A 26,204-nucleotide genomic window follows, 5' to 3' on the forward strand; every position below is an offset into this window, starting at 1 on the left:
TATTCCTGAACGAGTATGCGAATTTCTGGCATCTCCACACTCGTGAGAAACTAAGCCGGTGACGCATACAACAGTGCCCGTGATCTTCGACCTTGACGGCACTCTTGTCGATCCCGCCGGGGGGATTACGGGCGGAATCGCCGCGGCCCTCACCGAGCTTGGCCTGCCGGTTCCGGACCCGTCCCGGATGGACGCCATGATCGGGCCCAAGCTCAGCCACTCCCTCACGGAAATCGCCGGCGTCCCGGCCGCACTGCTGGCAGACGCAATCCGGATCTATCGCGCGCACTACGTTTCCACCGGCATCGCGCAGAGCCGGCTGTACCCGGGCATCCGCGACCTCCTCGAGGACCTCGTGGCCGCGGGACGCCCCATTGCCGTTGCCACGCAGAAGCCGGAAGGCCTCGCCCGCACCGTCCTGGCGCACCACGGGATCGCCGGGCTCTTCCACAGCATCCGGGGCTCCGCCGCCGACGAGGCCGGCCCGGGGGCGGGCCCTGCTACCGAAGGCTCTGGCCCCGAAGGCGCTGTACCTGAAGGCAAAGCCGATATCGTCGCTGCCGCCCTTTCTGACCTGGCTTCGGGGAACCCTGAGGCCGCCGGCCGTGCCGTCATGGTGGGGGACCGGGCGCAGGACGTGGCCGGGGCCGCTGCGAACGGACTGGACTGCATCGGCGTAGGCTGGGGTTTTGCGCCCGACGGCGAACTGCACACGGCTGGTGCCATCGAGGTCGTGCACAACACCACGGCGCTTCACGCGACGATCAACAGACTCTCCGAACGCCCGGGGACCCCAGCCCTGAACGAGGTGCACACCGATGGCAATGTTTGACGCAATCCGCTGGACCACGCGCGGGCTCATATCCTCCACGTGCCGTCCCACGGTCATCGGCCTGGAAAACGTGCCCACGGACGGACCGTTCATCGTGGCCCCGAACCATCTCTCCTTCCTGGACAGCGTGATCGTCCAGGCACTCATGCCGCGGCCCGTGGCCTTCTTCGCGAAGGCCGAATACTTCACCACCGGCGGCGTCAAGGGCAAGGCCATGAAGTCCTTCTTCGAGGCCGTGGGTTCCATTCCGGTGGAACGCGGCGAGCAGGCTGCGAGCGTGCAGGCACTGAAGACGCTGCTGGACATCCTTGACTCCGGCAGGGGCGTGGGCATTTATCCCGAGGGTACGCGCTCCCGCGACGGCATCCTGTACCGCGGCCGCACCGGCGTCGGCTGGCTGGCCCTCACCACGGGCGCGCCCGTGATCCCGGTGGGCCTGATCGGCACCGAACACCTGCAGCCTGCGGACAGCAAGTCCGTCAAACCGCAGCACTTCACCATGAAGGTGGGCGAGCCGCTGTATTTCGAGAAGACCGGACCGGACCACTCCCTGCCGGCCCGCCGCCAGGTCACGGACCGCATCATGGACGCGATCGCGGAGCTGAGCGGCCAGGAACGCTCCACGAGCTACAACCAGAGCAAATCGGCCGAATAGCGCACCACTCTGCTCTCCGCAGGGCGGGTGCCACGGCACCTCCGGCGGCTCAGTAGACTTGATGTGTGGCAGATCCAGCGAGTTACCGACCCCAGACGGGTGAAATTCCGACCAATCCGGGCGTGTACCGCTTCCGCGATCCGCACGGCCGGGTCATCTACGTCGGCAAGGCCAAGAACCTCCGTTCCCGGCTGAATACGTACTTCGCCAACCCCGCCGGGCTTCTGCCCAAAACCTACGCGATGGTGCACACGGCCAGCAGCGTCGAATGGACTGTGGTGGGCAGCGAGCTCGAATCGCTGCAGCTGGAATATACCTGGATCAAGGAATTCACGCCCCGCTTCAACGTGATGTTCCGGGACGACAAGACCTACCCGTACCTGGCCGTCACGATGGGGGAGAAGTATCCGCGCGTCCAGGTGCTGCGTGGCGAGCGGCGCAAGGGGACCCGGTATTTCGGCCCGTACACCGCCGGCGCGATCCGGGACACCATGGACACCCTGCTGCGCGTATTCCCGGTGCGCAGCTGCAGCCCCGGGGTGCTGAAGCGCGCCCAAGCCAGCGGCCGGCCCTGCCTGCTCGGCTACATCGACAAATGTTCCGCGCCCTGCGTCGGCCGGATCTCCGCCGAGGACCACCGCGCCCTTGCCGAGGACTTCTGCACCTTCATGGGCGGCGAAGCCAAACCCTTCGTCAACCGGCTGGAACGGGAGATGGCCGCGGCAGTTGCCGAGCTCGACTACGAACGCGCGGCCCGGATTCGGGATGACATCGTGGCGCTGAAGAAAGTCTTCGAACGTAACGCCGTGGTCCTCGCCGAGGGCACGGACGCCGACGTCTTCGCCCTGCACGAAGACGAGCTCGAGGCGGCCGTCCAGGTCTTCCACGTCCGCGGAGGCCGGATCCGCGGCCAGCGCGGCTGGGTGGTGGAAAAAGTCGAGGACTCCACCACCCCGGAACTGGTCGAACATCTGCTCCAGCAGGTCTACGGTGAGGAAGCCGGGCTCCAGGGCAGGCTGCCCCGGGAAGTCCTGGTGCCCACCGAACCCAGCAACGCCCCGGAGCTCGCGCAATGGCTCAGCGGCCTGCGCGGGGCCCGGGTGGACGTCCGGGTACCCCAGCGCGGCGACAAGGCGGCCCTCATGTCCACAGTCCGTGAGAACGCCGAGCACGCGCTCAAGCTCCACAAGTCCCGGCGCGCCGGCGACCTCACCATGCGCTCCCAGGCCCTGCAGGAAATCCAGGAAGCCCTCGAGCTGCCCGTGGCGCTGCTGCGGATCGAGTGCTTCGACATCTCGCACGTCCAAGGCACCAACGTGGTCGGCTCCATGGTGGTGGTGGAGGACGGCCTGCCGAAGAAGTCCGAGTACCGGAAGTTCGCCGTAACCGGAGCCGCCGCCACCGATGACACTGCGGCCATGCATGATGTGCTGACCCGCCGGTTCCGGCACTATCTCCAAGAGAAAGACGAGCAGGCTGCAGCCGCGGCCAAACCGGCACACCAGGCCGCGCTGGACGCGGCAGCCGCCGCGGCGATCGCAGACTCCACCACGCCCGCGCCGCGGAGCAAGTTCGCCTACCCGCCCAACCTCGTCGTCGTCGACGGCGGCAAACCGCAGGTCAATGCGGCGGCCCGGGCGCTGGCAGAGCTCGGCATCGAGGACGTCTATGTGGTCGGCCTGGCCAAACGGCTCGAAGAAGTGTGGCTGCCGGAGAGCGATTTCCCGGTGATCCTGCCGCGCGCCTCCGCCGGCCTGTATCTGCTGCAGCGGATCCGCGACGAGGCCCACCGCTTCGCCATCACCTTCCACCGGCAAAAGCGTGGCAAGGCCATGACGGCCTCGGCGCTGGACAGCGTGCCCGGGCTGGGGGAGTCGAAACGCAAGGCCCTCCTGGCCGAGTTCGGCTCCGTGAAGAGCATCAAGGCTGCCACGGAGGAAGAACTCACCGGCGCCAAGGGGATCGGTCCGTCCCTGGCCGCCGCAATCGTCCGGCACTTCAATGCCGACGACGGCGACGCCGCCACAGTTCCCGCCATCAACATGACCACCGGTGAAATCCTCGACGCTTAGCTAGCGCCGCCAAACTTAGCTAGGGTAAAGACTTGGGAAACGTCCTGGCCGCGGCATCACCGCGGCCCGGGCGCAAACCTGATCGGAACAGCAAATCGCACAGGCAGAGATGGGGCTTCACTGATGGCAGAGTCGACGGCAGGATCCGAGACGGATGCGGACGGCATGACGCCCGTTAAACCCGTCGAGGCGGAACTGCTCGTAGTGACCGGAATGTCGGGAGCCGGCCGGAGCACTGCCTCGGACGCCCTTGAGGACCATGGCTGGTACGTCGTGGAAAACCTGCCGCCGCAGATGCTCGGCACGCTCGCCGAACTCGTCTCGCGGACACCGCACTCGATGTCCAAGCTCGCCGTCGTGATGGACGTCAGGAGCAAGGAACTGTTCGTGGACATGCGCGCGGCCCTCCGCGCCCTGGAAGCCACCGGCGTGACCTTCCGCGTGCTCTTCCTCGACGCTAGCGACGACGTCCTCGTGCGCCGCTTCGAGCAGGGCCGCAGGCCCCACCCGCTGCAGGGCGGCGGCCGGATCCTCGATGGCATCGCGGCGGAACGCGAACTTGTCCGGGAACTGAAGGACACCGCGGACATCGTCCTGGATACCTCCTCCCTCAACGTCCACGGTCTCGCAACCGCGATCACCGAGCTTTTCAGCGAGACCGGGCCGGTGGCGCTGCGGCTGAATGTCATGAGCTTCGGCTTCAAGTACGGGCTGCCGGTGGACGCCAACTTCGTGGCCGATGCACGCTTCATCCCCAACCCGCACTGGGTGCCCCAGCTGCGCCCGCACACCGGGCTGGACAAGGACGTCAGCGACTACGTGCTGGAAGCCGCGGGCGTCAGCGACTTCGTGGAACGCTACGTCCTGGCCCTGGAACCGGTTCTGGACGGGTACCGGCGGGAGAACAAGCACTACGCGACCATCGCCGTCGGCTGCACCGGCGGCAAGCACCGCTCCGTCGCGGTCGCCGTCGAGCTCTCACGGAGGCTGGCGCAATATCCGCGCGTCACCGTGACGACGACGCACCGGGACCTGGGCCGCGAGTAATGGCGCTGCTGACCGGCCCGCTGCCCCTTGTCCCGCCCGCCAGCGCGGCATTCGCCAGCCAGCAGGACAAGGGCCCCTCCGTCGTCGCGCTCGGCGGCGGCCACGGCCTCTCCGCCTCCCTGTCTGCCCTGCGGCTGCTGACTTCCGAGCTCACCGCGATCGTCACGGTCGCGGACGACGGAGGATCCTCCGGCCGGCTCCGTGAAGAGTACGGCGTCCTGCCGCCGGGCGATCTCCGCATGGCCTTGTCCGCGCTGTGCGATGACACCGACTGGGGCCGCACGTGGCGCGACGTCATGCAGCACCGTTTCGCCCCCGGTGCGGGCCGGGGCGGGTCCCTCGATGAGCATGCCATGGGCAACCTCCTGATTGTCACGCTCTGGGAGCTCCTGGGCGACACCGTTGCGGGCCTGAAATGGGCCGGCGCCCTGCTCGGCGCGCGCGGCGAGGTCCTGCCGATGTCCAGCGTGCCGCTGACCATCGAGGGCCAGATCCGGGTTACCGCCCCGGACGGCACCACAGCACTGCAGACGCTCAGCGGCCAGGCCAAGTGCGCGGTGGCAGGGTCCCTGGAACACGTCCGGCTCCTGCCGGAGAACGCTCCGGCATGCACGGAGGCGCTGACGGCGATCGAGCTGGCCGACTGGGTGATCCTCGGGCCGGGTTCCTGGTACACGTCCGTGCTGCCGCACCTGCTGCTGCCCGAAATGCGAGAGGCCCTCTGCCACACAGCCGCCCGCCGCTGCCTGACGATGAACCTCGCCACGGACACCAAAGAGACCGCCGGCATGACCGCCGCCGATCACCTCCGGGTGCTGCGCGAGTACGCGCCGGAGTTCACAATCGACGTCATCCTGGCCGACCCGGCGTCGGTCCAGGACCTGCCCGACTTCAAGGCGGCGGCAGGAATGCTCGGTGCCGAGGTGGTCTTGGGTAAAGTGGGGGCGTCTGGTCGCCGTCCGGTCCACGATCCGTTGCGGCTGGCGACGGCGTACCACGATATTTTCGGGAACAGTTAGGAAAGGTGCCATGGCACTGACAGCATCAGTCAAGGAAGAACTTTCCCGTCTGGATATTAAGAAGTCCTCGGTCCGCAAGGCCGAGGTATCGGCCATGCTCCGCTTCGCCGGCGGGCTGCACATCATCTCGGGCCGGATTGTGATCGAGGCTGAAGTCGACCTCGCCTCGACCGCCCGGCGGCTGCGCGCGGCAATCGCCGAGGTGTACGGCCACCAGAGCGAGATCATCGTCGTCTCCGGCGGCGGCCTGCGCCGCGGCAGCCGCTACGTGGTGCGCGTGGTCCGCGACGGTGAGGCCCTGGCCCGCCAGACCGGACTCCTGGACGCCCGCGGACGTCCCGTGCGGGGCCTTCCGTCAGTAGTGGTGAACGGCTCCGCCTCGGACGCCGAGGCCGTCTGGCGCGGCGCCTTCCTGGCGCACGGCTCGCTCACCGAGCCAGGCCGCTCCTCGGCCATGGAAGTCACGTGCCCCGGCCCCGAATCGGCCCTTGCCCTCGTCGGCGCCGCCCGCCGCCTCGGTATCCAGGCCAAGGCCCGCGAGGTCAGGGGAGTGGACCGTGTGGTGATCCGGGACGGCGACACGATCGCCGCGCTGCTGACCCGGATGGGCGCCCACGACGCGCTCATGGTCTGGGAGGAACGCCGCATGCGCAAGGAAGTCCGCGCCACGGCGAACCGGCTCGCCAACTTCGACGACGCCAACCTGCGCCGTTCCGCGCAGGCCGCCGTCGCCGCCGGTGCCCGCGTGGACCGTGCCTTGGAGATCCTTGGCGACGATGTCCCGGACCACCTCAAGTACGCAGGCGAGCTCCGGGTCGCGCATAAGCAGGCCAGCCTGGACGAACTTGGCCGCCTGGCCGACCCCGTCATGACCAAGGACGCCATCGCCGGCCGGATCCGCAGGCTCCTGGCCATGGCGGACAAGCGGGCCCAGGACCTCGGCATCCCGGGCACGGAAGCCAATGTGACGCCGGAGATGCTCGACGACTAGCCCGCCCCTAGAATCAACCCCGACCCTGAAATCACCACAGATAAATGCCGGGAATGGAAATACCCGGGAGCCGCGGCGGGTTGTTGCCGTTGGATCCCACCGTAAACTTCCGGATGCCCCGCATCCGGATGCACAATCCGAGAGTTACCGAACCGGACAACCCGTCCACGACATTGGAGGATTTTGTGACCGAGTACGTACTGCCACAGCTCGACTATGACTACGCAGCGCTGGAACCGCACATCTCCGCGAAAATCATGGAGCTGCACCACAGCAAGCACCACGCCGCCTATGTGACCGGCGCCAACAACGCCCTCGCCCAGCTGGCCGAGGCGCGCGAAAAGGGCGACTTCGCCAACATCAACCGCCTCTCCAAGGACCTCGCGTTCCACACCGGCGGCCACATCAACCACTCCGTCTTCTGGAAGAACCTCTCGCCGGACGGTGGCGCCAAGCCCGAAGGCGAGCTCGCTGCGGCCATCGACGACGCGTTCGGCTCGTTCGACGCGTTCCGTGCCCAGTTCAGCGCCGCGGCGCTGGGCCTGCAGGGCTCCGGCTGGGGCTTCCTGGCGTACGAGCCCATCGGCGGCAACCTGGTCATCGAGCAGCTCTATGATCAGCAGGGCAACGTCGCACTCGGCACCACCCCGCTGCTGATGCTGGACATGTGGGAGCACGCCTTCTACCTGGACTACGTCAACGTCAAGGCCGACTACGTCAAGGCCTTCTGGAACATCGTGAACTGGGCCGACGTCGCCAAGCGCTTCGACGCCGCCCGCAAGAACGCGACGGGTCTCATTACCCTCTAAGCGGTGACGGAAGCGACTTCCGTTTGTAACAAACCTCACATTACGGGCGCTTTGGCCCGAAATGTGGACGGACTGCCCCTGCACTTGCGGGGGCAGTCCCGGTTAAACGTAAGATGGATCACGGAAGGCGGTTAGCCTTCAGCAATGTGGCTGGTCGCCCTCCGATCTGGTAATTATCTCTGCCCAATGGCGTGCGGGATCTGTTAGTTGGCTTGAACGCCTTCTCAACTAGTCGTGCTCGCAGGAGCACCAAGGAGACTGAAAACGTGACGACCCGTATTGGCATCAACGGCTTTGGCCGTATCGGCCGCAACTACTTCCGCGCCGCCCTCGCACAGGGCGCAGATCTTGAGATCGTTGCGGTCAACGACCTCACCAGCCCTGAAGCCCTCGCTCACCTCCTCAAGTACGACTCCGTGGGCGGCCGCCTGGCCGAAACCATTGAGGTCAAGGACGGCAACATCGTCGTCGACGGCAACATCATCAAGGTCCTCGCCGAGCGCGATCCGGCGAAGCTGCCTTGGGGCGAGCTCGGCGTCGACATCGTCATCGAGTCCACCGGCTTCTTCACGAAGGCCGCCGATGCGCAGAAGCACATCGACGCCGGCGCCAAGAAGGTCCTGATCTCCGCCCCCGCGTCGGATGAGGACATCACGATCGTGATGGGCGTCAACGACGGCCTGTACGACAGCGCGACGCACCACATCATCTCCAACGCCTCCTGCACCACCAACTGCCTCGGCCCGCTGGCCAAGGTCATCAACGAGGCCTTCGGCATCGAGCGTGGCCTGATGACCACTATCCACGCCTACACGGCCGACCAGAACCTGCAGGACGGCCCGCACAAGGATCTCCGCCGCGCCCGCGCCGCCGCCATCAACATGGTGCCCACCTCCACGGGTGCCGCCAAGGCAATCGGCCTGGTCCTGCCGGAGCTCAAGGGCAAGCTCGACGGCTACGCCATCCGCGTGCCCGTGCCCACCGGCTCCGCCACGGACCTGACCGTCACGGTCTCCCGCGAGACTACCGTCGCTGAAGTCAACGCCGCCCTCAAGGCAGCGTCCGAGACCGACGAACTCCGGGGCCTGCTGACCTACACCGACGAGCCGATTGTCTCCTCGGACATCGTCGGCGACCCGGCGTCGTCCATCTTCGATTCGGGCCTGACCAAGGTGATCGGCGACCAGGTCAAGGTTGTGTCCTGGTATGACAATGAATGGGGCTACTCCAACCGCCTCGTGGACCTCACGGAGCTTGTCGCGTCCAAGCTGGGCTAGGGTAAGACTCATGACATTCCACACCCTCAACGAACTGATCGCTGATGGTGTCCGCGGGCGGTACGTTCTGGTCAGAAGCGACCTGAACGTGCCGCTCGACGGCTCTACAGTGACTGACGACGGCCGCATCAAGGCCTCCCTGCCAGTGCTGGCGAAGCTCACGGACGCCGGTGCCCGCGTGCTGGTCACAGCACACCTGGGCCGCCCCAAGGGCGCCCCGGAGGAGAAGTACTCGCTCAAGCCCGCGGCCGCCCGGCTGGCCGAGCTCGCCGGTTTCAAGGTCTCGCTTGCCGGCGACACCGTCGGCGAGTCGGCCAAGGAACTGTCCGCCGCGCTGCAGGACGGCGAAGCGCTGGTCCTGGAGAACGTGCGCTTCGACGCGCGCGAGACCTCCAAGGCCGACGCCGAACGCGGCGCCCTCGCGGACGAGCTCGTCGCCCTCACCGGTGACAACGGCGCCTTCGTCGATGACGCCTTCGGTGCCGTGCACCGCAAGCACGCCAGCGTGTACGACGTCGCGACGCGGCTGCCGTCCTACCAGGGCGACCTGGTCCGCACGGAGGTCGAGGTGCTGCGCAAGCTCACCACCGACACCCAGCGGCCCTACGTCGTGGTCCTCGGCGGTTCCAAGGTCTCCGATAAGCTCGCTGTCATCGATAACCTCCTGGGTAAGGCGGACACGATCCTGGTGGGCGGCGGCATGCTGTTCACGTTCCTCGCCGCCGCGGGCCACAAGGTCGCGGCCAGCCTGCTCGAAGAAGACCAGATCCCGGTGGTCCAGGACTACCTGAAGCGGGCCGCGGACGCCGGTACCGAGTTCGTCGTGCCCACCGACGTTGTGGTGGCGGCCAAGTTCGCGGCCGACGCCGAGCACGAGACCGTCGCAGCTGACGCCATCGAGTCGAGCAGCTTCGGGCCCCAGGGCATCGGGCTGGACATCGGGCCGGTATCGGCAGCGGCTTTCGCGAAACGGATCAAAGGCGCCAAGACGGTGTTCTGGAACGGTCCCATGGGCGTGTTCGAATTCGCGGCCTTCGCCGCTGGTACCCGGGCCATCGCACAGGCGCTGACGGAGACGGACGCGTTCACGGTGGTTGGCGGCGGCGACTCCGCGGCTGCGGTCCGGACCCTCGGCTTCGCCGATGACCAGTTCGGCCACATTTCCACCGGCGGCGGCGCCAGCCTGGAGTACCTTGAAGGCAAGGAACTCCCCGGCCTGAGCGTCCTGGACCGTTAGAAGCACAGGTCGTTAGAAGCGCCGGCCGTTAGAAGCACAGGCAGTTAGCAGCAGCGGCCGCCAGTAGCGGCCGCCAGGCCATCGAGCCGGCAGGGTGCCCTCCGCAAGGAACCGGGTACCCTGCCGGCTGCTCTCATACAACAAGAACTTTTGGAGATCACGTGACCACGTCAACCAACGGTAAATTCGACCGCAAGCCCTTCATCGCCGGGAACTGGAAGATGAACATGGACCACGTCCAGGGCATCACCCTCCTGCAGAAGCTCGCGTGGACCCTGTCCGACGCCAAGCACGACTACAGCCGGGTGGAGGTCGCCGTCTTCCCGCCGTTCACGGGTCTCCGCGGCGTGCAGACTCTGGTCCAGGGCGACGAGCTCGCCGTCGTCTATGGCGGCCAGGACCTCTCCCAGTTCGACTCCGGCGCCTACACGGGCGATATCTCCGGGCAGTTCCTGGCCAAGCTCGGCTGCACTTACGCACTGGTTGGCCACAGCGAACGCCGCACCATCCACAACGAGTCCGACACCGTGCTCAACGCCAAGACCCAAGCCGCCTTCCGGCACGGCCTCACCCCCGTCCTCTGCGTCGGCGAAGGCCTCGAGATCCGGCAGGCCGGCACCCACGTGGACCACACGCTCGCCGAGCTCCGCGCCGGCGTCGAAGGCCTCACCCCGGAGCAGGCTGCCGAGCTCGTTGTCGCCTACGAGCCCGTCTGGGCCATCGGCACCGGCGAAGTTGCCGGCCCGGAAGACGCGCAGGAAATGTGTGCTGCCATCCGTGCGGAACTGTCCACCCTCTTCGGAGCCGACGTCGCTGCCAAGACCCGCCTGCTCTACGGCGGCTCGGTCAAGGCGAACAACGCCGCCTCGATCCTGAAGGAACGCGACGTCGACGGCTTGCTGGTCGGCGGTGCCAGCCTGGACGCTGCCGAGTTTGCTAATATTGTCAGGTTCGAGAGTCACCTGTTGACGGATTAGTCCGGACACAGCCTGACCCCCGTAATCCAATTCTTCTGAAAGGCCGTCGTGGACGTTCTTCATGTCATTCTGCAGGTCCTCCTGGGCATCACCAGCCTCCTGCTGACGTTGCTCATCCTGCTCCATAAGGGACGCGGAGGCGGCCTGTCCGACATGTTCGGCGGCGGCATGAGCTCGGGGCTGAGTTCCTCCGGTGTTGCCGAGCGGAACCTCAACCGGTTCACGGTCATCCTGGGCATCACCTGGGCGGTCGTGATCATCGCCCTCGGCCTGCTCATGCGGTTCAGCACGGGCGCCGATTCGTAGGACGCCCGTCCGAAAAACTCCACAAGGGGTCCTTAAGGCCCTCCCGGCATCGGGAACTCCCAACCTAAACTGGCGTCTTGCACACGTCCGCCAGCCAAGTAGCCAGGAGTTCCCGATGCTGCATTCTGCTTCCGGATTCAAAGGAATCCGTGTGGGCGCCACCGAAGGGGCGACTCCCCGCCATGAGCCACTGAACGGGGCCGGCGTACGCCAGCCCCGTATTCGTGTCTCCTTCCGGTGCGCCAAGGGCCATGAAACCACGCTTGTTTTCGCGCAACTGCCGGAGGAGCAGATCCCGGGAGTCTGGGACTGCCGGCGCTGCGGCGGGACCGCAACCCGCGACGAAACCAAGTTTGCGCTCGAGGATGCGCCGATGGAGGGCTTCAAGACCCACCTGGAATACGTTAAAGAACGGCGCTCCAGCCAGGACGCCGAAGACGTGCTAGCTGGAGCGCTGGAACGGCTACGCGCCCGACGGTCCCTTCCGGACTAGCTGTTCCGGGACCCGTGACGCCGCGTTCTCGTCAATCAGCCACAGGGTTTGCCGGCGGCCGCGCGGGCCAGCCGCGGGAACCTGCACGGGATTGGCGCCGGCCAGCGCCAGCCCCACGGCGCCGGCCTTGTCGTCACCGGCCACCACCATCCACACCTCTAATGCCGTATTGATCGCCGGCAACGTCAGGGACACCCGCGCCGGCGGCGGCTTGGGGGAGTTGTGGACCCCGACGACGGTCAACTCCTTCTCCCGGATACCAGCATGTTCAGGGAACAGCGACGCGACGTGCGCGTCCGGCCCCACGCCGAGGAGGACGATGTCCAGGCGGGGGAGCCGCGCCGGATTTTCCGGCCTGTCATCGGACATGTCCGCGGCGTGTTCGGCGGCCGCAGCCTCAGCGAGGCGGCGCGCATAGTCCGCTGCAGCTTCATCCGGGCTGTCGAAGTCATCGGTGGAACCAGGCACGTGGACGCGCTCCGGATCAACATTGATGTGGGCCAAGAGAGCGTCATGGGCCTGGCGGGCGTTGCGTTCGGCGTCGTCGGACGCTACGAAGCGCTCGTCACCCCACCAGAAGTTCACCTTTGACCAGTCGACGGCCGGCGCCGCCGGCGATTCAGCGACTGCCTTGAGCGAGCCGATGCCCATTGTGCCCCCGGTAAGCACCACCGTGGCCTCGCCGTGCCGGTCCTGGATATCCACAAGCTTGGTGATAAGGCGGGCAGCGATCGCAGCCATCAGGACGGTCGAGTCAGGATGGATGCTTACTCTCGGGTCAGCGCTCACTGGGACGGACACTCCTTAGATTGGTACGTGGGAGTCCCATAGTAATCACTTCGCCGAAGACTTCGTCCGGATCCAGGCGGCGTAGTTCTTCGGCCAGACAGTCCTTGAGGCTGCGACGCGGCAGTGAGATCCGCTGCGCCGGCTGGCCGGGCTGCGTCAGTTCCGCAATGGTGAGCCCGGGCCGGAAGAGCTGGATGTCGCCGCCAGGCCGGGTCAGCCGGACGCGGCGGATCCCGGTTCCGGCCGGATCCGCCACGATCGTGACGGGGACGTCCAGGGCCAGGGTGAGCCAGGCCGCGAGCAGCACCGTGCTGGGGGAGTCCGAGGCACCCTCGACGGCGACGGCCGTCACCGGCGAGTCGTCCACCTGGTCCAGGACCGCGGCCAGCTGGATGCGCCAGTTGGTCAGGCGGGTCCAGGCGAGGTCCGTGTCGCCGGCCTTGTAGGTGCGGCGGATGTTTTCCAGCGCCGCGACCGGGTCTGATTCGTTGGCCGAATCGGTGATCCGGCGGTGCGCGATGCTCCCGACCGAAGTCTGGCACGCATTCCTGGGGGCGCCATGCGGCCACCAGGCCACGATCGGTGCGTCCGGGAGCAGCAGGGCCGCCACAAGGGATTCGCTTTCCTCGGCGAGTTCGCCGTAGCCGCGCAGCAGGATGACCTCGGAAGCCCCGGCGTCGCCGCCGACGCGGATCTGGGCGTCCAGCCGGGTCGGGGCCGAGGCCCCGGCGTCGGCGAGGACGATTATCCGGCACGGGTGTTCCCGGCTGGCCTCGTTGGCGGCCTCAATGGCCTCCTCCTCGAGCCCGGAGCGGGTGACCACCACAAGGGTCAGCACCCGGCCCAGGGCAATCACGCCGCCCTGCTCGCGCAGGGCCATGATCTTCTTGGAAATCTTGGAGGTGGTGGTGTCGGGAAGATCTACGATCATGGCCTTCTCCAGGTTCGTCCGTCGCGGGCAAGGAGCTCGTCGGCGGAGGCGGGGCCCCAGCTGCCGGGAGCATAGGGCTGGGGCTGTTCGTCGAGGCCGGCCCAGTATTCCTCGAACGGGTCCAGGATCTTCCAGGACAGCTCAACTTCCTGGTGCCGGGGGAACAGCGGCGGCTCTCCCAGGAGCACATCCAGGATCAGGCGTTCGTAGGCTTCGGGACTGGACTCGGTGAAGGAGTGGCCGTAGCCGAAGTCCATGGTGACATCGCGGACCTCCATCTGGGTGCCCGGGACCTTGGACCCGAACCGGATCGTGGCGCCTTCATCGGGCTGGACCCGGATTACTACGGCGTTCTGGCCGAAGTCGTCCTCGCCGTGGTCGGTGAAGAGCAGGTTCGGCGCGCGCTTGAACACGACGGCGATCTCCGTCACCCGGCGGCCGAGCCGCTTCCCCGCGCGCAGGTAGAACGGCGCTCCGGACCAGCGCCGGGTGTTGATGTCCACCCGGATCGCGGCGAACGTCTCGGTCTTGGAATCGGCCGGGATGCCCTCTTCCTCCAGGTACCCCAGGACTTTCTCGCCGCCCTGCCAGCCGCCGGTGAACTGCCCGCGGGCGGAGTGGGTGGAGAGGTCATCGGGGAGCCGGACGGCGGCGAGGACCTTTTCCTTCTCGGCCCGCAGGTCGTCGGCGTTGAAGGAGATCGGCTCCTCCATGGCCGTCAGCGCCAGGAGCTGGAGCAGGTGGTTCTGGATGACGTCGCGAGCCGCGCCCACGCCGTCGTAGTAGCCTGCCCGGCCGCCGGTGCCGATGTCCTCGGCCATGGTGATCTGGACGTGGTCCACATAGTTGGCGTTCCAGAGCGGCTCGAAGAGCTGGTTCGCGAAACGCAGTGCCAGGATATTCTGCACCGTCTCCTTGCCCAGATAGTGGTCGATCCGGAAGACAGCGTCCGGCGGGAACACCGATTCGACGATGTCGTTCAGCTGCCGGGCCGACTCGAGGTCGTGCCCGAACGGCTTTTCAATAACGACGCGGCGCCAGTTATCGCCCGATGCCTGGGCCAACCCGTGCTTGGAGAGCTGGCGGCAGACCTGCTCGAACGCCTTCGGGGGAATCGAGAGGTAGAACGCGTGGTTGCCCCGCGTCCCACGGTGTTCGTCGAGCTCATCGATCGTCTCGCCGAGCCGCTTGAACGCGTCGTCGTCGTCGAACTCGCCCTGCACGAAGCGGATGCCCTCGGAGAGCTGCTTCCAGACCGTCTCATCGAACGGCGTGCGCGCGTAGGCCTTGACCGACTTCAGGACCTCCGCGGCGAAGTCCTCGTTCTCCCACTGCCGGCGGGCAAAGCCCACCAGGGCAAAGCTCGGCGGCAACAGCCCGCGGTTGGCGAGGTCGTACACGGCCGGCATCAGCTTCTTGCGGGCGAGGTCACCGGTTACCCCGAACAGGACCAGCGACGACGGCCCGGCAATACGGTTTAGACGGCGGTCACGGGGGTCCCGGAGCGGATTGCGCCTCCGGCCGGCCGTGTTCCTGCCGCCGTTGTTGGTTTCTGGCATGGTTGCGTGGGTGCCTTAGCTTTCAGTGGTGGATGCTGCCTGGCCGGCAAGGGACGTGACGAGCTCCTGGAGCTGCTTCACACCCGCAGGGCGGTCGGTCAGGTGCAACCGGAGGACCGGGCGGCCGTGTTCGGACAGGACCTGGGCGTCGCCTGCGGCCTGCGCCGAGATCAGCTTGCCGAACGTGAAGGGCCGGTCCGGGATGGCGAGGTCCGTCGCGGAGGCGGCCGTGACCTGCAGGAAGACGCCGATTGCGGGGCCACCCTTGTGGAACTGGCCGGTGGAGTGCAGGAACCGGGGACCCCAGCCGAACGTGACCGGGCGCCCGGTGACAGCAGCCAGTTCGTCGCGGACACCTTCGAGGCTGGCGTAGGCGAGCCGGTCGAAATAGGCCTGGACGCTGAGGTAGCTGTCCGGGCCGAGTTCGGCGAGCAGGGCGCTGACGGCTTCTGCCGCCGTGGCGGCGCCGCCGAGCCATTCCCCGCCGCGGACCTCGATGGCGCCGTCGGTGAAGTTCGCCGGCGTCGGCTCGGGCTGAGCGTCCAGTAGGCCGCGTGCGGCGATCTTGGCTGCCTCGACGTCAGGCTGGTCGTACGGGTTGATGCCCAGCAGCCGGCCGGCCACGACGGTGGCGAACTCCCACACCATCATCTGGGTGGCCAGGCCGCCCGCAATGGCGACCTCGTTCTCGCCGAGCTCCACGTCGGCATCTGCCGCGACGAGCCGGACGACGAGGACATCGGGAGCGCCAAGGGTGGCCTCCGGGGAGGCAGGGCCCGCGACGACCGGCAGCACTCCGGTGCCGAGCTTGCCGGTGGATTCGGCGATGAGCTGTTCGGCCCAGTCGGCGAAGCCCACGATCCCGGACCCGTCCTCCGCGATGACGATCTTGTTGCGCAAAGGGTTGGTGCCGCCCAGGGCGGTGCCCAGGGCGAGGCCGATGTTGTCCTGCGAGTCTTCATTGAGGATCTCGGCTGCTTCCTCCGCTTCATCCAGGAACGCCTGGATGTCCACTCCGGCCAGCCCGGAGGGGACCAGACCGAAGGCGGTCAGGGCCGAGAAGCGGCCGCCGACGTTGGGGTCGGCGTTGAAGACGGCGCGGTAGCCGGCTTCCCTGGAGGCCTTGTCCAGCGGGGAACCCGGATCGGTGACGATGATGATGCGGCTCTTCGCGTCGATCCCGGCATCGGTGAATGCCTGCTCGAAGACCCGGCGCTGGGAATCGGTTTCCACGGTGGAGCCGGACTTGGACGAAACGACGATGGCCGTTTCGTCCAGCCGGTCCGCCAGCGCAGCACTGACCTGTTCGGGGTCGGTGCTGTCAAGAACAGTCAGCTCGACGCCAGCGGTGCCCGCGATGACTTCAGGCGCCAGCGAGGAGCCGCCCATGCCGCAAAGGACGATCCGCGTAACACCGTCGGCCTTCAGCGCCTCGCGGAGTGCCAGAATCCCGCTGACCAGCGGCTGGGAGACGGTAGCCGCCTCGACCCAGCCCAGCCGGACGGCGGCTTCCTGCTCTGCGTCCGGACCCCACAGGGTGTGGTCCTTCGCGAAGATCCGGGTGGCAATGCGGTCCTCCAGCAGTGCCGGGAGGTGCTGCTCATGGGCCTGGCGGGCTGCGCCGGTGGCGTCGTAGCTGAGTGTGCTCATGATGTTTTAGGAAGCCTTCCGTGCAGAGGCCAGGGCGCCGTCGACGTCACCCAGCAGTTCCTTCCAGCTGGCCACGAACTTGTCCAGGCCTTCGGATTCGAGCAGTGCAACGACTTCGTTGTAGGAAATCCCGAGGGCATCGAGGGAGTTCAGTGTGGCGTTGGCGTCGTCGTAGCCGCGGGTGACGGTGTCGCCCGTGACGGTGCCGTGGTCAAACGTGGCGTCGAGGGTCTTCTCCGGCATGGTGTTCACGACGCCGGGCGCGACGAGTTCCGTGACGTAGAGGGTGTCCGGGTAGGCCGGGTCCTTAACGCCGGTGGAGGCCCAGAGGGGGCGCTGCGGCAGGGCGCCGGCCTCGGCCAGGAGGGCCCAGCGCTCGGTGGAGAAGAGCTCCTCGTACACCTGGTAGGCCAGGCGGGCGTTGGCCAGGCCGGCCTTGCCCTTCAGTGCCTTGGCCTCGTCGGTGCCGATGGCGTTGAGGCGCTTGTCGATTTCGGCATCGACGCGGGAGACGAAGAAGGACGCGACCGAGTGGATCTTGGACAGGTCGTGGCCGTTGTCCTTGGCCTGTTCGAGGCCGGACTGGAAGGCGTTGATCACGGCGCGGTAGCGTTCCAGCGAGAAGATCAGGGTCACGTTGACGCTGATGCCCTCGGCCAGGGTGGCCGTGATGGCCTCAAGGCCTTCAAGGGTTGCCGGGATCTTGATCAGGACGTTGTCCTTGTTGACCTTCTTGTACAGGTGCTTCGCTTCGGCGATGGTGCCGGCCGTGTCCCAGGCCAGGCGGGGGTCCACCTCGATGGACACGCGGCCGTCGACACCCTTGGTGGCCGCGGCGACGGGAGCGAACAGGTCGCAGGCGTCGGCCACGTCGGTAGTGGTGATTTCGAAGACGGTCTCTTCAACGGTGGCGCCGGCGGCGGCCTGGGCGGCGATGACGGCGTCATAGTCCGTGCCGGCGGTGATGGCGGCGTGGAAGATGGACGGGTTGGTGGTGACGCCAACGACGTTCTTCTCTTCGATGAGCTTGCGCAGGGTGCCTGTGTCCAGGCGGCCGCGGGAGAGGTCATCGAGCCAGATCGAGACGCCGGCGTCGGAGAGCTGCTGTGTGGGGGTAGTCATTTCATAACTCCTGGAAATCATGGTTCCGGGGGCACAATGTCCCCCGGAACCGTGGTGGTGGATCAGTTGGTGAGGCTGGCCAGGGATTCCTTGGCGGCGGCGGCGACTGCTTCTGCGGTGATGCCGAATTCCTGGAAGAGCCGCTTGTAGTCCGCGGACGCGCCGAAGTGTTCCAGGGAGACGGAACGGCCGGCGTCGCCGACGAATTCCTTCCAGCCCAGGGCCAGTCCGGCCTCGACCGAGACGCGCGCCTTCACGGCGGGGGGCAGCACGGCGTCGCGGTAGGCGGCGTCCTGCTTGTTGAACCACTCCACGCAGGGCATCGAGACCACACGGGTGGGGATGCCCTCGGCCTGCAGGGCTTCGCGGGCGTTGACGGCCAGCTGGACCTCGGAGCCGGTGCCGATCAGGATGACCTGCGATTCGACGGTGTTGCCGTCCTTGGATGCCTCGGCCAGGACGTAGCCGCCCTTTTCGACGCCGGCAGTGGAGCCGAAGGTGTCGCCGTCGGCCTGGCCGGTGCCGCGGGCCCAGGTGGGGATGTTCTGCCGGGTCAGGACGATCCCGGCGGGGTTTTCGTGGTTTTCCAGCATGGCCTTCCAGGCCGCAGCGACCTCGTTCGCGTCTCCCGGGCGGACGACGTCCAGACCGGGGATGGCCCGCAGGGATGCGAGCTGCTCGACGGGCTGGTGCGTGGGGCCGTCCTCGCCCAGGCCGATCGAGTCGTGCGTCCAGACGTAGAGCGAGGGCACGCCCATGAGGGCACCGAGCCGGATCGCGGGGCGCTGGTAGTCGGAGAAGATCAGGAACGTGCCGGAGAACGCCCGGGTCCGCCCGTGCAGGGAGATGCCGTTCACGATCGAGGCGGCGGCGTGCTCGCGGATGCCGAAGTGAAGCACCCGGCCGTAGGGGTTGCCCTTCCACGCGGCGGTGGACCGGGATGTGGGGATGAACGAGGGCGAGCCCTCGATCGTGGTGTTGTTCGACTCCGCGAGGTCGGCGGAGCCGCCCCAGAGTTCGGGCATGACCGGGCCGATCGCGTTCAGGACCTTCCCGGACGCGGCCCGGGTGGAGACGTCCTTGCCGGCTTCGAAGACCGGCAGGGCGGCCTCGAACTCGCCCGGGAGTTTCTTGGCCTCGACGCGTTCGAGCAGGGCCGCGGCCTCGGGGTTGGCCCCCTGCCACGCCTCGAACGAGGCCTGCCACTCGGTGCGGGCCGCGGCGCCGCGGTCCTGGACGGCGCGGGCGTGGGCCAGGACGTCCTCATCGACCTGGAAGGCGCGTTCCGGGTCGAAGCCCAGGACCTTCTTCAGCGCGGCGACTTCCTCGGCGCCCAGGGCCGAGCCGTGGATCTTGCCGGTGTTCTGCTTCTTCGGTGCCGGGTACCCGATGATGGTCCGCAGCGAGATGATCGAGGGCTTGCCGGTTTCGGCCTTCGCGGCCAGCAGCGCGGCGTGCAGCTCGGCGACGTCCTCCTTGTATTCGCCGGTCCGGGTCCAGTCGACCCGCTGGGTGTGCCAGCCGTAGGCCCCGTAGCGGGCCAGGACGTCCTCGGTGAACGCCACGTCGGTGTCGTCCTCGATCGAGATGTGGTTCTCGTCGTAAATCACCACGAGGTTGCCCAGCTCCTGGTGCCCGGCGAGGGAAGAGGCCTCGGAGGTCACGCCTTCCTGCAGGTCGCCGTCGGAGGCGATCACCCAGATGGTGTGGTCGAACGGGCTCGTGCCGGCGGGAGCGTCGGCATCGAAAAGACCGCGCATGCGGCGCTGGGAATACGCGAAGCCGACCGCGGACGCCAGGCCCTGGCCCAGCGGGCCGGTGGTGATCTCCACACCCTTGGTGTGCTTGTATTCCGGGTGGCCCGGAGTCAACGAGCCCCAGGTCCGCAGCGCCTCCAGGTCCTTCAGCTCCAGCCCGTAGCCGGAGAGGAACAGCTGGATGTACAGGGTCAGGGACGTGTGCCCGGGGGACAGGACGAACCGGTCACGGCCCAGCCAGTCCGGGTTCGCCGGATCGTGCCGCATCAGCTTCTGGAACAACAGGTACGCGGCCGGAGCCAGACTCATTGCCGTCCCCGGGTGGCCGTTCCCGACCTTCTCCACCGCATCCGCGGCCAGCACCCGGACGGTGTCCACGGCGCGCTGGTCCAAGGTGGTCCATGACAGTTCTTGCTCTTCCAAATGTGGCACGAAAACCGGGCCCCTCTCTGTGCTGACAGCCGGCGGTACGCTCTATTTCCCGCCCCGGGCACAGTTCGGTGCCCGCTGCGGTTCGTACCAGCCGTTCACCATCGAAACGTTGATCTATCATTCAGACGCAGATGCAGAGCCGCCTGTTCCGGCAATTGCCTTATGCGTGCCCGTGTGCGCTGATCTAAGGACAGCCTAGTCCCATTCCACTTTGTGGTCAGCGTATATCTCACCAATTGGACGGGATTTCGCCTATATGAATCACCGTCCGCCGCTGCGCCGGTGAGGACGCGTTTACACGCTGGAATCATGGGCGCGCCCCGGCGGCTCTGTTGCCCGGAGCTCCACGGTATGATTGGTGGTGGCCTTCGACTGGGGCAAAGACACGGGCGCGCGCCGAGCGTGGCTCCCGCTCTGCAGCCAAGCGTGTTGCGAAATCCACCCGGGGCTGCCCAGCCAGACAGAACTGCACAGCCAGACAGAACAGAGTGACTGCCACCGTGAGCACAACTAATACGCCGCTGAACGCCTCCCCGGTCTCGGGAAGAACGGGCTTCGGCCGCAAAGCCAAGGCCTATCTGGCGCTCACGAAACCCCGCGTCATCGAGCTTCTGCTCGTCAGTACGCTGCCCACCATGATCTATGCCGAACGGGGCTTCCCGTCGATCGCCCTGATTCTGGCGACGCTTGTGGGAGGGGCATTCGCGGCAGGCTCCGCTGGGGCCTTCAACTGTTACATCGACCGCGACATCGACAAGCTCATGCACCGCACGGAGAATCGGCCGCTGGTCACCGGAGAGGTCACTCCCCGGGAAGCACTGATCTTCTCCTGGCTGCTGGGCGCTGCGGCGATCGCCATCCTCTGGTTCGGGGCCAACCCGCTCGCCGCGTGGCTGGGACTGGGCGCCATCGTCTTCTACGTGGTCATCTACACCATGATCCTCAAGCGACGCACGGCCCAGAACATTGTCTGGGGCGGTGCCGCCGGGTGTTTCCCGGTACTGATTGCCTGGGCAGCCGTCACCAACACCGTCGAGTGGCCCGCCGTCGTGCTGTTCATGGTGATCTTCCTCTGGACACCGCCGCACTACTGGCCGCTGTCGATGCGCTACGGCGAGGACTACCGCAACGCCAACGTGCCCATGCTGGGCGCAATCGCCGGCGCAAAAGTGGTCTCGGTGCAGGTGGTCCTCTACGCGTGGGCCATGGTGGCGTGTTCGCTGCTGATGATCCCCGCCGGCGGCGCCGGCTGGGTCTACACCGTGACCGCCGTCGCGGCCGGTGCCTGGTTCCTGTACGAATCGCACGCCCTGTACAACCGCGCCCAGGCAGGCGACGTGTCCAACAAGGGAGCCATGAAGGTCTTCCACGGCTCCATCAGCTACCTGACGCTGCTCTTCATTGCCCTGGCCGTCGACCCGTTCGTCGGCTCGGCCATCATGGGCGGCTAAGACGTCCCTATTATCTATCCGACGCTCCCTCACCAGTGGTGGGGGAGCGTCAGCCGTATCAGCGCGATGGTCCGTTCGGCCAGGGGATATCCTGACGAACCGACCTGTCAACACAGGCAACACCGGAACAGGCAACACCGGACCAGCAACATGACCCCAGGGGAGCCAGTGATCAACCGCAGCGATGTACTGAAGGCAGAGAGCCGCATCAGCGGCTACGTGCGGCGCACGCCTTTGCTCCGCGGGGGACGGCTGCAGCCCCTCTCTGGTTAAAATGCGAGTTCCTGCAGCACACCGGTGTTTTCAAGGCCCGCGGCGCGTTCAACCGGCTCCTCGCTGCCCGGGAGCGCGGGGAACTTGACCCCGGGGTCGGGGTGGTGGCGGCGTCGGGCGGCAACGCGGGCCTGGCCAATGCCTATGCCGCGGCGGCGCTCGGCGTTCCGGCAACAGTGTTCGTGCCGGAGAACGCCCCGCGCGTGAAAGTGCAGCGCCTTCTCGGGTACGACGCGACGGTCCGGCAGGTCGGCGCCGAGTACGCGGAGGCTTTCGCCGCGGCCATGGAATATGTGGAAGAAACCGGCGCCCTGTTCTGCCATGCGTACGACCAACTCGAAATCGCGGCCGGCGCGGGCACCGTCGCCGAAGAGATCCTCCAGGACGAGCCCAGCATCGACACGATCGTGGTCGCCGTCGGCGGCGGAGGCCTGTACGCGGGAGTCGCGGCGGCGGCCGAAGGGCGGGCACGCGTCGTCGCGGTTGAACCTTTCAACATCCCCACCCTGCACGCCGCCCTGGCCGCCGGCCACCCCGTCGATGTGGCCGTTTCAGGAGTCGCCGCGGATTCCCTGGGTGCCCGGCGGGTGGGCGAGATCGCCTTCAACATTGCCTCGCTCGTCCCTCCGACCTCCGTCCTGGTGGACGATGCCGCCATCGTCGCCGCCCGGTCGCAGTTGTGGAACGACTACCGGATCCCTGCCGAATACGGCGCGGCGGCGGCGCTTGCCGCTCTCACCTCAGGGGCGTACACGCCCGGCGAAGGGGAACGCGTGGCGGTGATCGTCTGTGGGGCGAACACCGATGTTTGCACGCTGGAGGACCATCCCGACGCCGTCACAGCTGGCGAACCTGCCTAGTCCGCGGACTTCTCCCGGCTCGGCCTCGTTGAAGCCTGCCGGGAAACGGGGCCGCTGCCGGCCTCCCGCTGGTCCCCGCCCTGATGCTCGCGCTGGTCCCGCTGGTCCGCGGCGGAGTAACGCCGGTCGAAGCGTTCCCGCGCGATCCTTCCCAGCCTTTCGACGGTGTGCCAACTGGCCACCGCGATGAGCAGCGTCAACGCGATGGCCGACACCGCGACGAGCGGCGGCAGATCGGCCGTCGAGCCGCCATTGAGCCAGAGAATGATGGGGTAGTTCCACAGGTACGCGGCGTAGGACACGGTGCCCAGCATCTGCGCCGGGCGCGTCCATTTCGGCATCCCTGCTACGCGCGAGGCGGCCAGGGCGACCAAAACGGCTGAGGCAGCCATAGCAAGCGGGCCGCCAATGAGGATGAAGACCGGCGTCTCGTTCGCCTTGGGGAAAAAGATCAGCGAGGCCAGGACGGCGACGGAGCCAAGCAGCGCCGCACACCTGAGACGGCGGCCGGCGAACAAGCTGAACACATGGACCCTGTAAAGCCGCAGGGCCGCTCCGACGATCAGGCCCAGGCCCCACGTCGTAGGCAGTGCGTAGACCAGTGCGTGGAGTTGCGGGGCCAGGGCCGCCATCGCCAGCACGCTTGCGGACATGAGGAAAAGGGCGACGGCGGCAGAGAAGCCAATCAGCCGGCCCTGTCGGTGGCGCCGCAGGGCGAGCACCAGCAGCGCCGGCCAGATCAGGTAGAACTGTTCCTCTACTGCCAGGGTCCAGAGCGGTCCGATGGCCATGCTGACGTCGAAAGGCAGGGGCAGGTCCTTGAGGTAGCCAAGGCCGGCAAGGACGGTGTAGCCAACGATTCCCTTGGTTCGGTCCCCAAGGAAGTCGGTGGCCAATTCGACGATCGCGTACACGCCCAAGAGGGAGACGAGTGCCGGCACCAGCCGGAAGGCCCTGTGGGCATAGAAACGGCCGTAGCGAATTTTTCGGTGCCGTTCAATGTCCCGGACGAGCACATTGGTGATCAAGTACCCGCTCAGCACGAAGAAGGCAATGACGCCAACAATGCCGGCGCCTTGAAATATGGCAGGCCAGGAATGTCCCAGCAGGACGGCGCCTACTGCAGCACCGCGTAGCACGTCCAGGCCGTCAAGCCGTGGGCGCGGTGCAGTTTGTTGGGCCGCCTTGGCGGGCCTTTCGCCGACTAGTATCGCCACTTATCCTCCGGTGCCTCTATCTGGCCAGTTCCGATTCCAGTTGCATTAAGGCAAAACCGAGCCGTCCTACTTTCCATGAATGCGATTGCGGCGCCACTCTTGCGCCGTCTCAAAGTATCCCCGACTGGGCTGGACGAAACCTGACCCCGGCCGCCAAGCGGACCGCCAACCAGACCCGCGGATCCGCGGCCGGCGTACCGGCGATCGGCTGCCCTTCCAGGCAGTAGGGCGAAGGGATACAAGTTCCAGTATTCCCAAAGTTCCCCCCGCCCGACAAGTGACCGGCCAGTAACTATTAGTCGAATAGTGGGAGAAATTGTGCCTTCTGGACTCCGCGGGGGCTTCCTCCGGGCCCGGCAGGGGTGACCCAGGCCGGGCTCGTGTTCCTGCCCTCGGCAGCCTTCAGCGTCATCGGAAACATCGTCAGCGGAACGCTTTCGAAATGCTTCGGGCCACGAGTCCCGGCCGTTCTCGGATTGCTGTCGATGGTTGCCAGTGTGCCGTCCGGGCAGGCGGGCACCGCGAGTGCGGTCTTCAACACCTGCCGCCAGGTCGGCGGGGCTGTGGCCATCGCCGTGTTCGGTGCCCTGATCGCCGATCGGGGCACTTTTGTTCGCGGCATGCAGATCAGCTCCACCATCACGGCCTCACTCCTCTTCCTGGCGGCCATGGCACGCCTGTTCCTCCGCCCGCCGGCAGCTTCTGCCGTGTGATCAGAGGTTGTGGGCCAGCAGCTCGAGGCCGATCACCAGAAGGCTCAGCACAACCTCGGCGAACATGATGGCGGCCTTGTGATGGAGCGGAATTTCGAGGCGCCGGATCGCGAGGAATCCGACGACGCCTAGAGAGACAACGAGCACCACAACCGCCCACCCGAGAGCAGCCGCCGTCGTCACTAGCCCAAAGCCTGCCGCCGCCAGCAGAAGCAGCGGGGTCACTAGAACGCCGAGACCGCCCGCGCTGACCGCCATCATATGGTGCAGTTCTTCACCGGTGGGGAGCTTGGAATGGACAGTCAGGTGGCTCAGGAGGTCGGCGACGAAAATCCCCAGCAGGGACCCGATCACCACGATGCTGAGGGTGGCCGCCGCGGCCGCGGGCGTGGTCTCGTCCGCGTGGCTCCGAAGCGCCAGCACCACTGCCAGGCTCGTGAAGATGATGTAGACGCGCTCTTTGAGGCTCGCCGCGCGTTGGCGGGCTGAGGGTGACGGGGTCACGGTCGGTTCTGTCGCTTGCATCAGGGAAGGCCTTCCGGTCTGCGTCACGGGAACGAACACCAAAAGCCCACCGCCGCGACGATCCATGTCCATGCCATCCCATAGTCCACCCGGAAATCCCGTCAAGGCCAGCCCCCGTGACGTGCTACAGGTACAGACGTTCGTTGCCGCGGCGCCCGGACCCGCGCGCAGACAACAAACGCGGGGTCACTTGCGGCCCATTCCGACGCTCCGGATGGGCGGTAAGTGACCCCGCGTTGTTTTGATCAGCGGTGCTGCGGCGGGCTAGTCCACCGGGCTGTAGCGGGCGAGGTCCGCGGCGTTGGTGGCCGCGCTCATCAGCAGGGCCGCCGCCAGCATGTGCGCGCCGACGAGCAGCGCCGGGATGCCGTTGTAGTACTGCGTGAAGCCGATGACGGCCTGAAGCACTGTGACGCCCAGGAGCATGAACACCGCCGAGCGGAACGGGCCCTGGATCCGGCCGCGGACCACGAGGAATACCGCGAACAGCGCCCCGGCGGTCACCAGGTAGGCGGGCACAGCATGGATGTGCGCGAACAGGTCCCAGTCGAGATCGTTGCGCGGGGCGTTCGCGTCGCCGGCGTGCGGGCCGGCGCCGGTCACCACTACGCCGAGGCAGACGGCGACGGCAGAGAGAAGCGCGACGGCGGTCATCGCCGGACGCGCAGCGCCCGGCAGGGCGGGAAGTTGCACGGTCCTGGCCTTGCCGGTCCGGCCGTAGGCCCGGTTCACCAACAGGGTCGCGAGGACCACGAGCGCCATGGAAACGAGGAAGTGCAGGCCCACAACCCACGGGTTCAGCTGGGTCAGGACCGTGATGCCGCCGATGACGGCCTGGGCCGGGATGCTCGCGAGCAGGCCGAGGGCCAGCAGGAAGAGGTCCCGGCGTTCCTTGCGGAGGTTCCAGAGGTAGACGAGCATCATCACAGCGACGGCTGCCAGCGCGAACGTCAGGAGCCGGTTACCGAATTCAATGATTCCGTGGAACCCCATTTCCGGCGTGGTCGCCAGGGATCCTTCCGTGCAGCGCGGCCAGGTGGGGCAGCCGAGGCCCGAGGCGGTCAGCCGCACGGCGCCGCCGGTCACTACCAGCACGATCTGGCCGATCAGGGACAACACAGCCAGCCGCCTGATCGTCTTGTCTACGCTGACTGGCAGCCGGGAGGTGATTCCGGAGACGATCCGGGGAGTGCGTGACGCCGTGCTCACA

23 protein-coding genes and 1 pseudogene are annotated in these 26,204 nt (G+C 67.0%); 15 read left to right on the top strand and 9 right to left on the bottom strand.

The window, feature by feature from the left end; genetic code table 11:
• Window positions 1-58 precede the first annotated feature (58 nt).
• The 12 genes from AC1DKQ_RS04060 to AC1DKQ_RS04115 all read left to right on the top strand — a co-directional run bounded on the left by AC1DKQ_RS04060 (window position 59) and on the right by AC1DKQ_RS04115 (window position 11,715).
• Window positions 59-832 carry an HAD hydrolase-like protein gene (locus AC1DKQ_RS04060; protein WP_476918279.1) on the top strand — a complete coding sequence of 258 codons (774 nt, stop codon included), beginning with the start codon at window positions 59-61 and terminating at the stop codon, window positions 830-832.
• On the top strand, window positions 819-1,487 hold the full coding sequence (locus AC1DKQ_RS04065; RefSeq protein ID WP_377986804.1) for a lysophospholipid acyltransferase family protein: 669 nt from the start codon (window positions 819-821) through the stop codon (window positions 1,485-1,487). Before AC1DKQ_RS04060 ends, AC1DKQ_RS04065 begins: the two co-directional genes overlap by 14 nt.
• Window positions 1,488-1,552: 65 nt before the next feature.
• Entirely contained in the window at window positions 1,553-3,559 is a 2,007-nt protein-coding gene (uvrC, locus tag AC1DKQ_RS04070) for an excinuclease ABC subunit UvrC (RefSeq protein ID WP_476918280.1), read from the top strand.
• A gap of 123 nt (window positions 3,560-3,682) precedes the next feature.
• Complete coding sequence (gene rapZ, locus AC1DKQ_RS04075) at window positions 3,683-4,606, top strand: RNase adapter RapZ (RefSeq protein ID WP_476883295.1); 924 nt, start codon at window positions 3,683-3,685, stop codon at window positions 4,604-4,606.
• The gene (locus AC1DKQ_RS04080; RefSeq protein ID WP_476918281.1) at window positions 4,606-5,625 is read left to right on the top strand and encodes a gluconeogenesis factor YvcK family protein; all 1,020 of its coding nucleotides are present in this window, start codon (window positions 4,606-4,608) and stop codon (window positions 5,623-5,625) included. The genes rapZ and AC1DKQ_RS04080 overlap by 1 nt, the downstream gene beginning before the upstream one ends.
• A 10-nt stretch (window positions 5,626-5,635) precedes the next feature.
• Complete coding sequence (whiA, locus tag AC1DKQ_RS04085) at window positions 5,636-6,616, top strand: DNA-binding protein WhiA (protein WP_377986807.1); 981 nt, start codon at window positions 5,636-5,638, stop codon at window positions 6,614-6,616.
• Between the two features lie 185 nt (window positions 6,617-6,801).
• Complete coding sequence (locus tag AC1DKQ_RS04090) at window positions 6,802-7,425, top strand: superoxide dismutase (RefSeq protein ID WP_476918282.1); 624 nt, start codon at window positions 6,802-6,804, stop codon at window positions 7,423-7,425.
• Window positions 7,426-7,691: 266 nt separating this feature from the next.
• On the top strand, window positions 7,692-8,702 hold the full coding sequence (gene gap / locus AC1DKQ_RS04095; RefSeq protein ID WP_476883297.1) for a type I glyceraldehyde-3-phosphate dehydrogenase: 1,011 nt from the start codon (window positions 7,692-7,694) through the stop codon (window positions 8,700-8,702).
• Window positions 8,703-8,712: 10 nt separating this feature from the next.
• Entirely contained in the window at window positions 8,713-9,939 is a 1,227-nt protein-coding gene (locus tag AC1DKQ_RS04100) for a phosphoglycerate kinase (protein WP_476918283.1), read from the top strand.
• A 161-nt stretch (window positions 9,940-10,100) separates the two neighbouring features.
• Window positions 10,101-10,916, top strand: a complete 816-nt coding sequence (tpiA, locus tag AC1DKQ_RS04105) for a triose-phosphate isomerase (protein ID WP_476918284.1) — start codon at window positions 10,101-10,103, stop codon at window positions 10,914-10,916.
• A gap of 48 nt (window positions 10,917-10,964) precedes the next feature.
• A complete protein-coding gene (gene secG / locus AC1DKQ_RS04110; RefSeq protein ID WP_377986810.1) occupies window positions 10,965-11,222 on the top strand; it encodes a preprotein translocase subunit SecG in 258 nt (85 codons plus the stop codon).
• 151 nt (window positions 11,223-11,373) lie between these two features.
• A complete protein-coding gene (locus AC1DKQ_RS04115) occupies window positions 11,374-11,715 on the top strand; it encodes an RNA polymerase-binding protein RbpA (RefSeq protein WP_476883300.1) in 342 nt (113 codons plus the stop codon).
• On the opposite strand, the gene pgl is transcribed toward AC1DKQ_RS04115, so the two are convergent.
• From pgl to tkt, 6 genes are all read right to left on the bottom strand, one after another.
• Window positions 11,686-12,504 carry a 6-phosphogluconolactonase gene (pgl, locus tag AC1DKQ_RS04120; RefSeq protein WP_476918285.1) on the bottom strand — a complete coding sequence of 273 codons (819 nt, stop codon included), beginning with the start codon at window positions 12,502-12,504 and terminating at the stop codon, window positions 11,686-11,688. The two genes, AC1DKQ_RS04115 and pgl, sit on opposite strands and share 30 nt — an antisense overlap.
• On the bottom strand, window positions 12,494-13,435 hold the full coding sequence (locus AC1DKQ_RS04125; RefSeq protein WP_476883302.1) for a glucose-6-phosphate dehydrogenase assembly protein OpcA: 942 nt from the start codon (window positions 13,433-13,435) through the stop codon (window positions 12,494-12,496). Before AC1DKQ_RS04125 ends, pgl begins: the two co-directional genes overlap by 11 nt.
• Window positions 13,432-14,994 (bottom strand): glucose-6-phosphate dehydrogenase, encoded by a 1,563-nt coding sequence (zwf, locus tag AC1DKQ_RS04130; protein WP_476883303.1) that lies wholly within the window; start codon window positions 14,992-14,994, stop codon window positions 13,432-13,434. The genes AC1DKQ_RS04125 and zwf overlap by 4 nt, the downstream gene beginning before the upstream one ends.
• A 15-nt stretch (window positions 14,995-15,009) precedes the next feature.
• Window positions 15,010-16,644 (bottom strand): glucose-6-phosphate isomerase, encoded by a 1,635-nt coding sequence (locus AC1DKQ_RS04135; protein ID WP_476883304.1) that lies wholly within the window; start codon window positions 16,642-16,644, stop codon window positions 15,010-15,012.
• 6 nt (window positions 16,645-16,650) lie between these two features.
• Window positions 16,651-17,766 carry a transaldolase gene (tal, locus tag AC1DKQ_RS04140; RefSeq protein WP_476883305.1) on the bottom strand — a complete coding sequence of 372 codons (1,116 nt, stop codon included), beginning with the start codon at window positions 17,764-17,766 and terminating at the stop codon, window positions 16,651-16,653.
• A gap of 62 nt (window positions 17,767-17,828) precedes the next feature.
• Window positions 17,829-19,946: a transketolase gene (gene tkt / locus AC1DKQ_RS04145; protein ID WP_476918286.1), complete on the bottom strand. Its 2,118-nt coding sequence runs from the start codon at window positions 19,944-19,946 to the stop codon at window positions 17,829-17,831.
• A 497-nt stretch (window positions 19,947-20,443) separates the two neighbouring features.
• Between tkt and AC1DKQ_RS04150 the strand changes: the two genes are divergently transcribed.
• Window positions 20,444-21,406: a heme o synthase gene (locus AC1DKQ_RS04150; protein WP_476918287.1), complete on the top strand. Its 963-nt coding sequence runs from the start codon at window positions 20,444-20,446 to the stop codon at window positions 21,404-21,406.
• A 168-nt stretch (window positions 21,407-21,574) separates the two neighbouring features.
• Window positions 21,575-22,539, top strand: a pseudogene (locus tag AC1DKQ_RS04155) (threonine/serine dehydratase).
• Here the strand turns inward: AC1DKQ_RS04155 and AC1DKQ_RS04160 are convergent.
• On the bottom strand, window positions 22,536-23,756 hold the full coding sequence (locus AC1DKQ_RS04160) for an acyltransferase family protein (RefSeq protein WP_476918288.1): 1,221 nt from the start codon (window positions 23,754-23,756) through the stop codon (window positions 22,536-22,538). The pseudogene AC1DKQ_RS04155 and the gene AC1DKQ_RS04160 overlap by 4 nt on opposite strands.
• Window positions 23,757-24,118: 362 nt before the next feature.
• Between AC1DKQ_RS04160 and AC1DKQ_RS04165 the strand changes: the two genes are divergently transcribed.
• Window positions 24,119-24,469 (top strand): hypothetical protein, encoded by a 351-nt coding sequence (locus tag AC1DKQ_RS04165; protein WP_476918289.1) that lies wholly within the window; start codon window positions 24,119-24,121, stop codon window positions 24,467-24,469.
• Here the strand turns inward: AC1DKQ_RS04165 and AC1DKQ_RS04170 are convergent, their stop codons facing one another.
• Window positions 24,470-24,994, bottom strand: coding sequence for a hypothetical protein (locus AC1DKQ_RS04170; RefSeq protein WP_476918290.1), 525 nt, complete (start codon window positions 24,992-24,994; stop codon window positions 24,470-24,472). It lies immediately after the preceding gene.
• A 264-nt stretch (window positions 24,995-25,258) separates the two neighbouring features.
• Window positions 25,259-26,203, bottom strand: a complete 945-nt coding sequence (locus AC1DKQ_RS04175) for a COX15/CtaA family protein (protein WP_476918291.1) — start codon at window positions 26,201-26,203, stop codon at window positions 25,259-25,261.
• Window position 26,204: the final 1 nt, after the last annotated feature.

It is taken from the genome of Arthrobacter sp. 05L421, assembly GCF_056397785.1.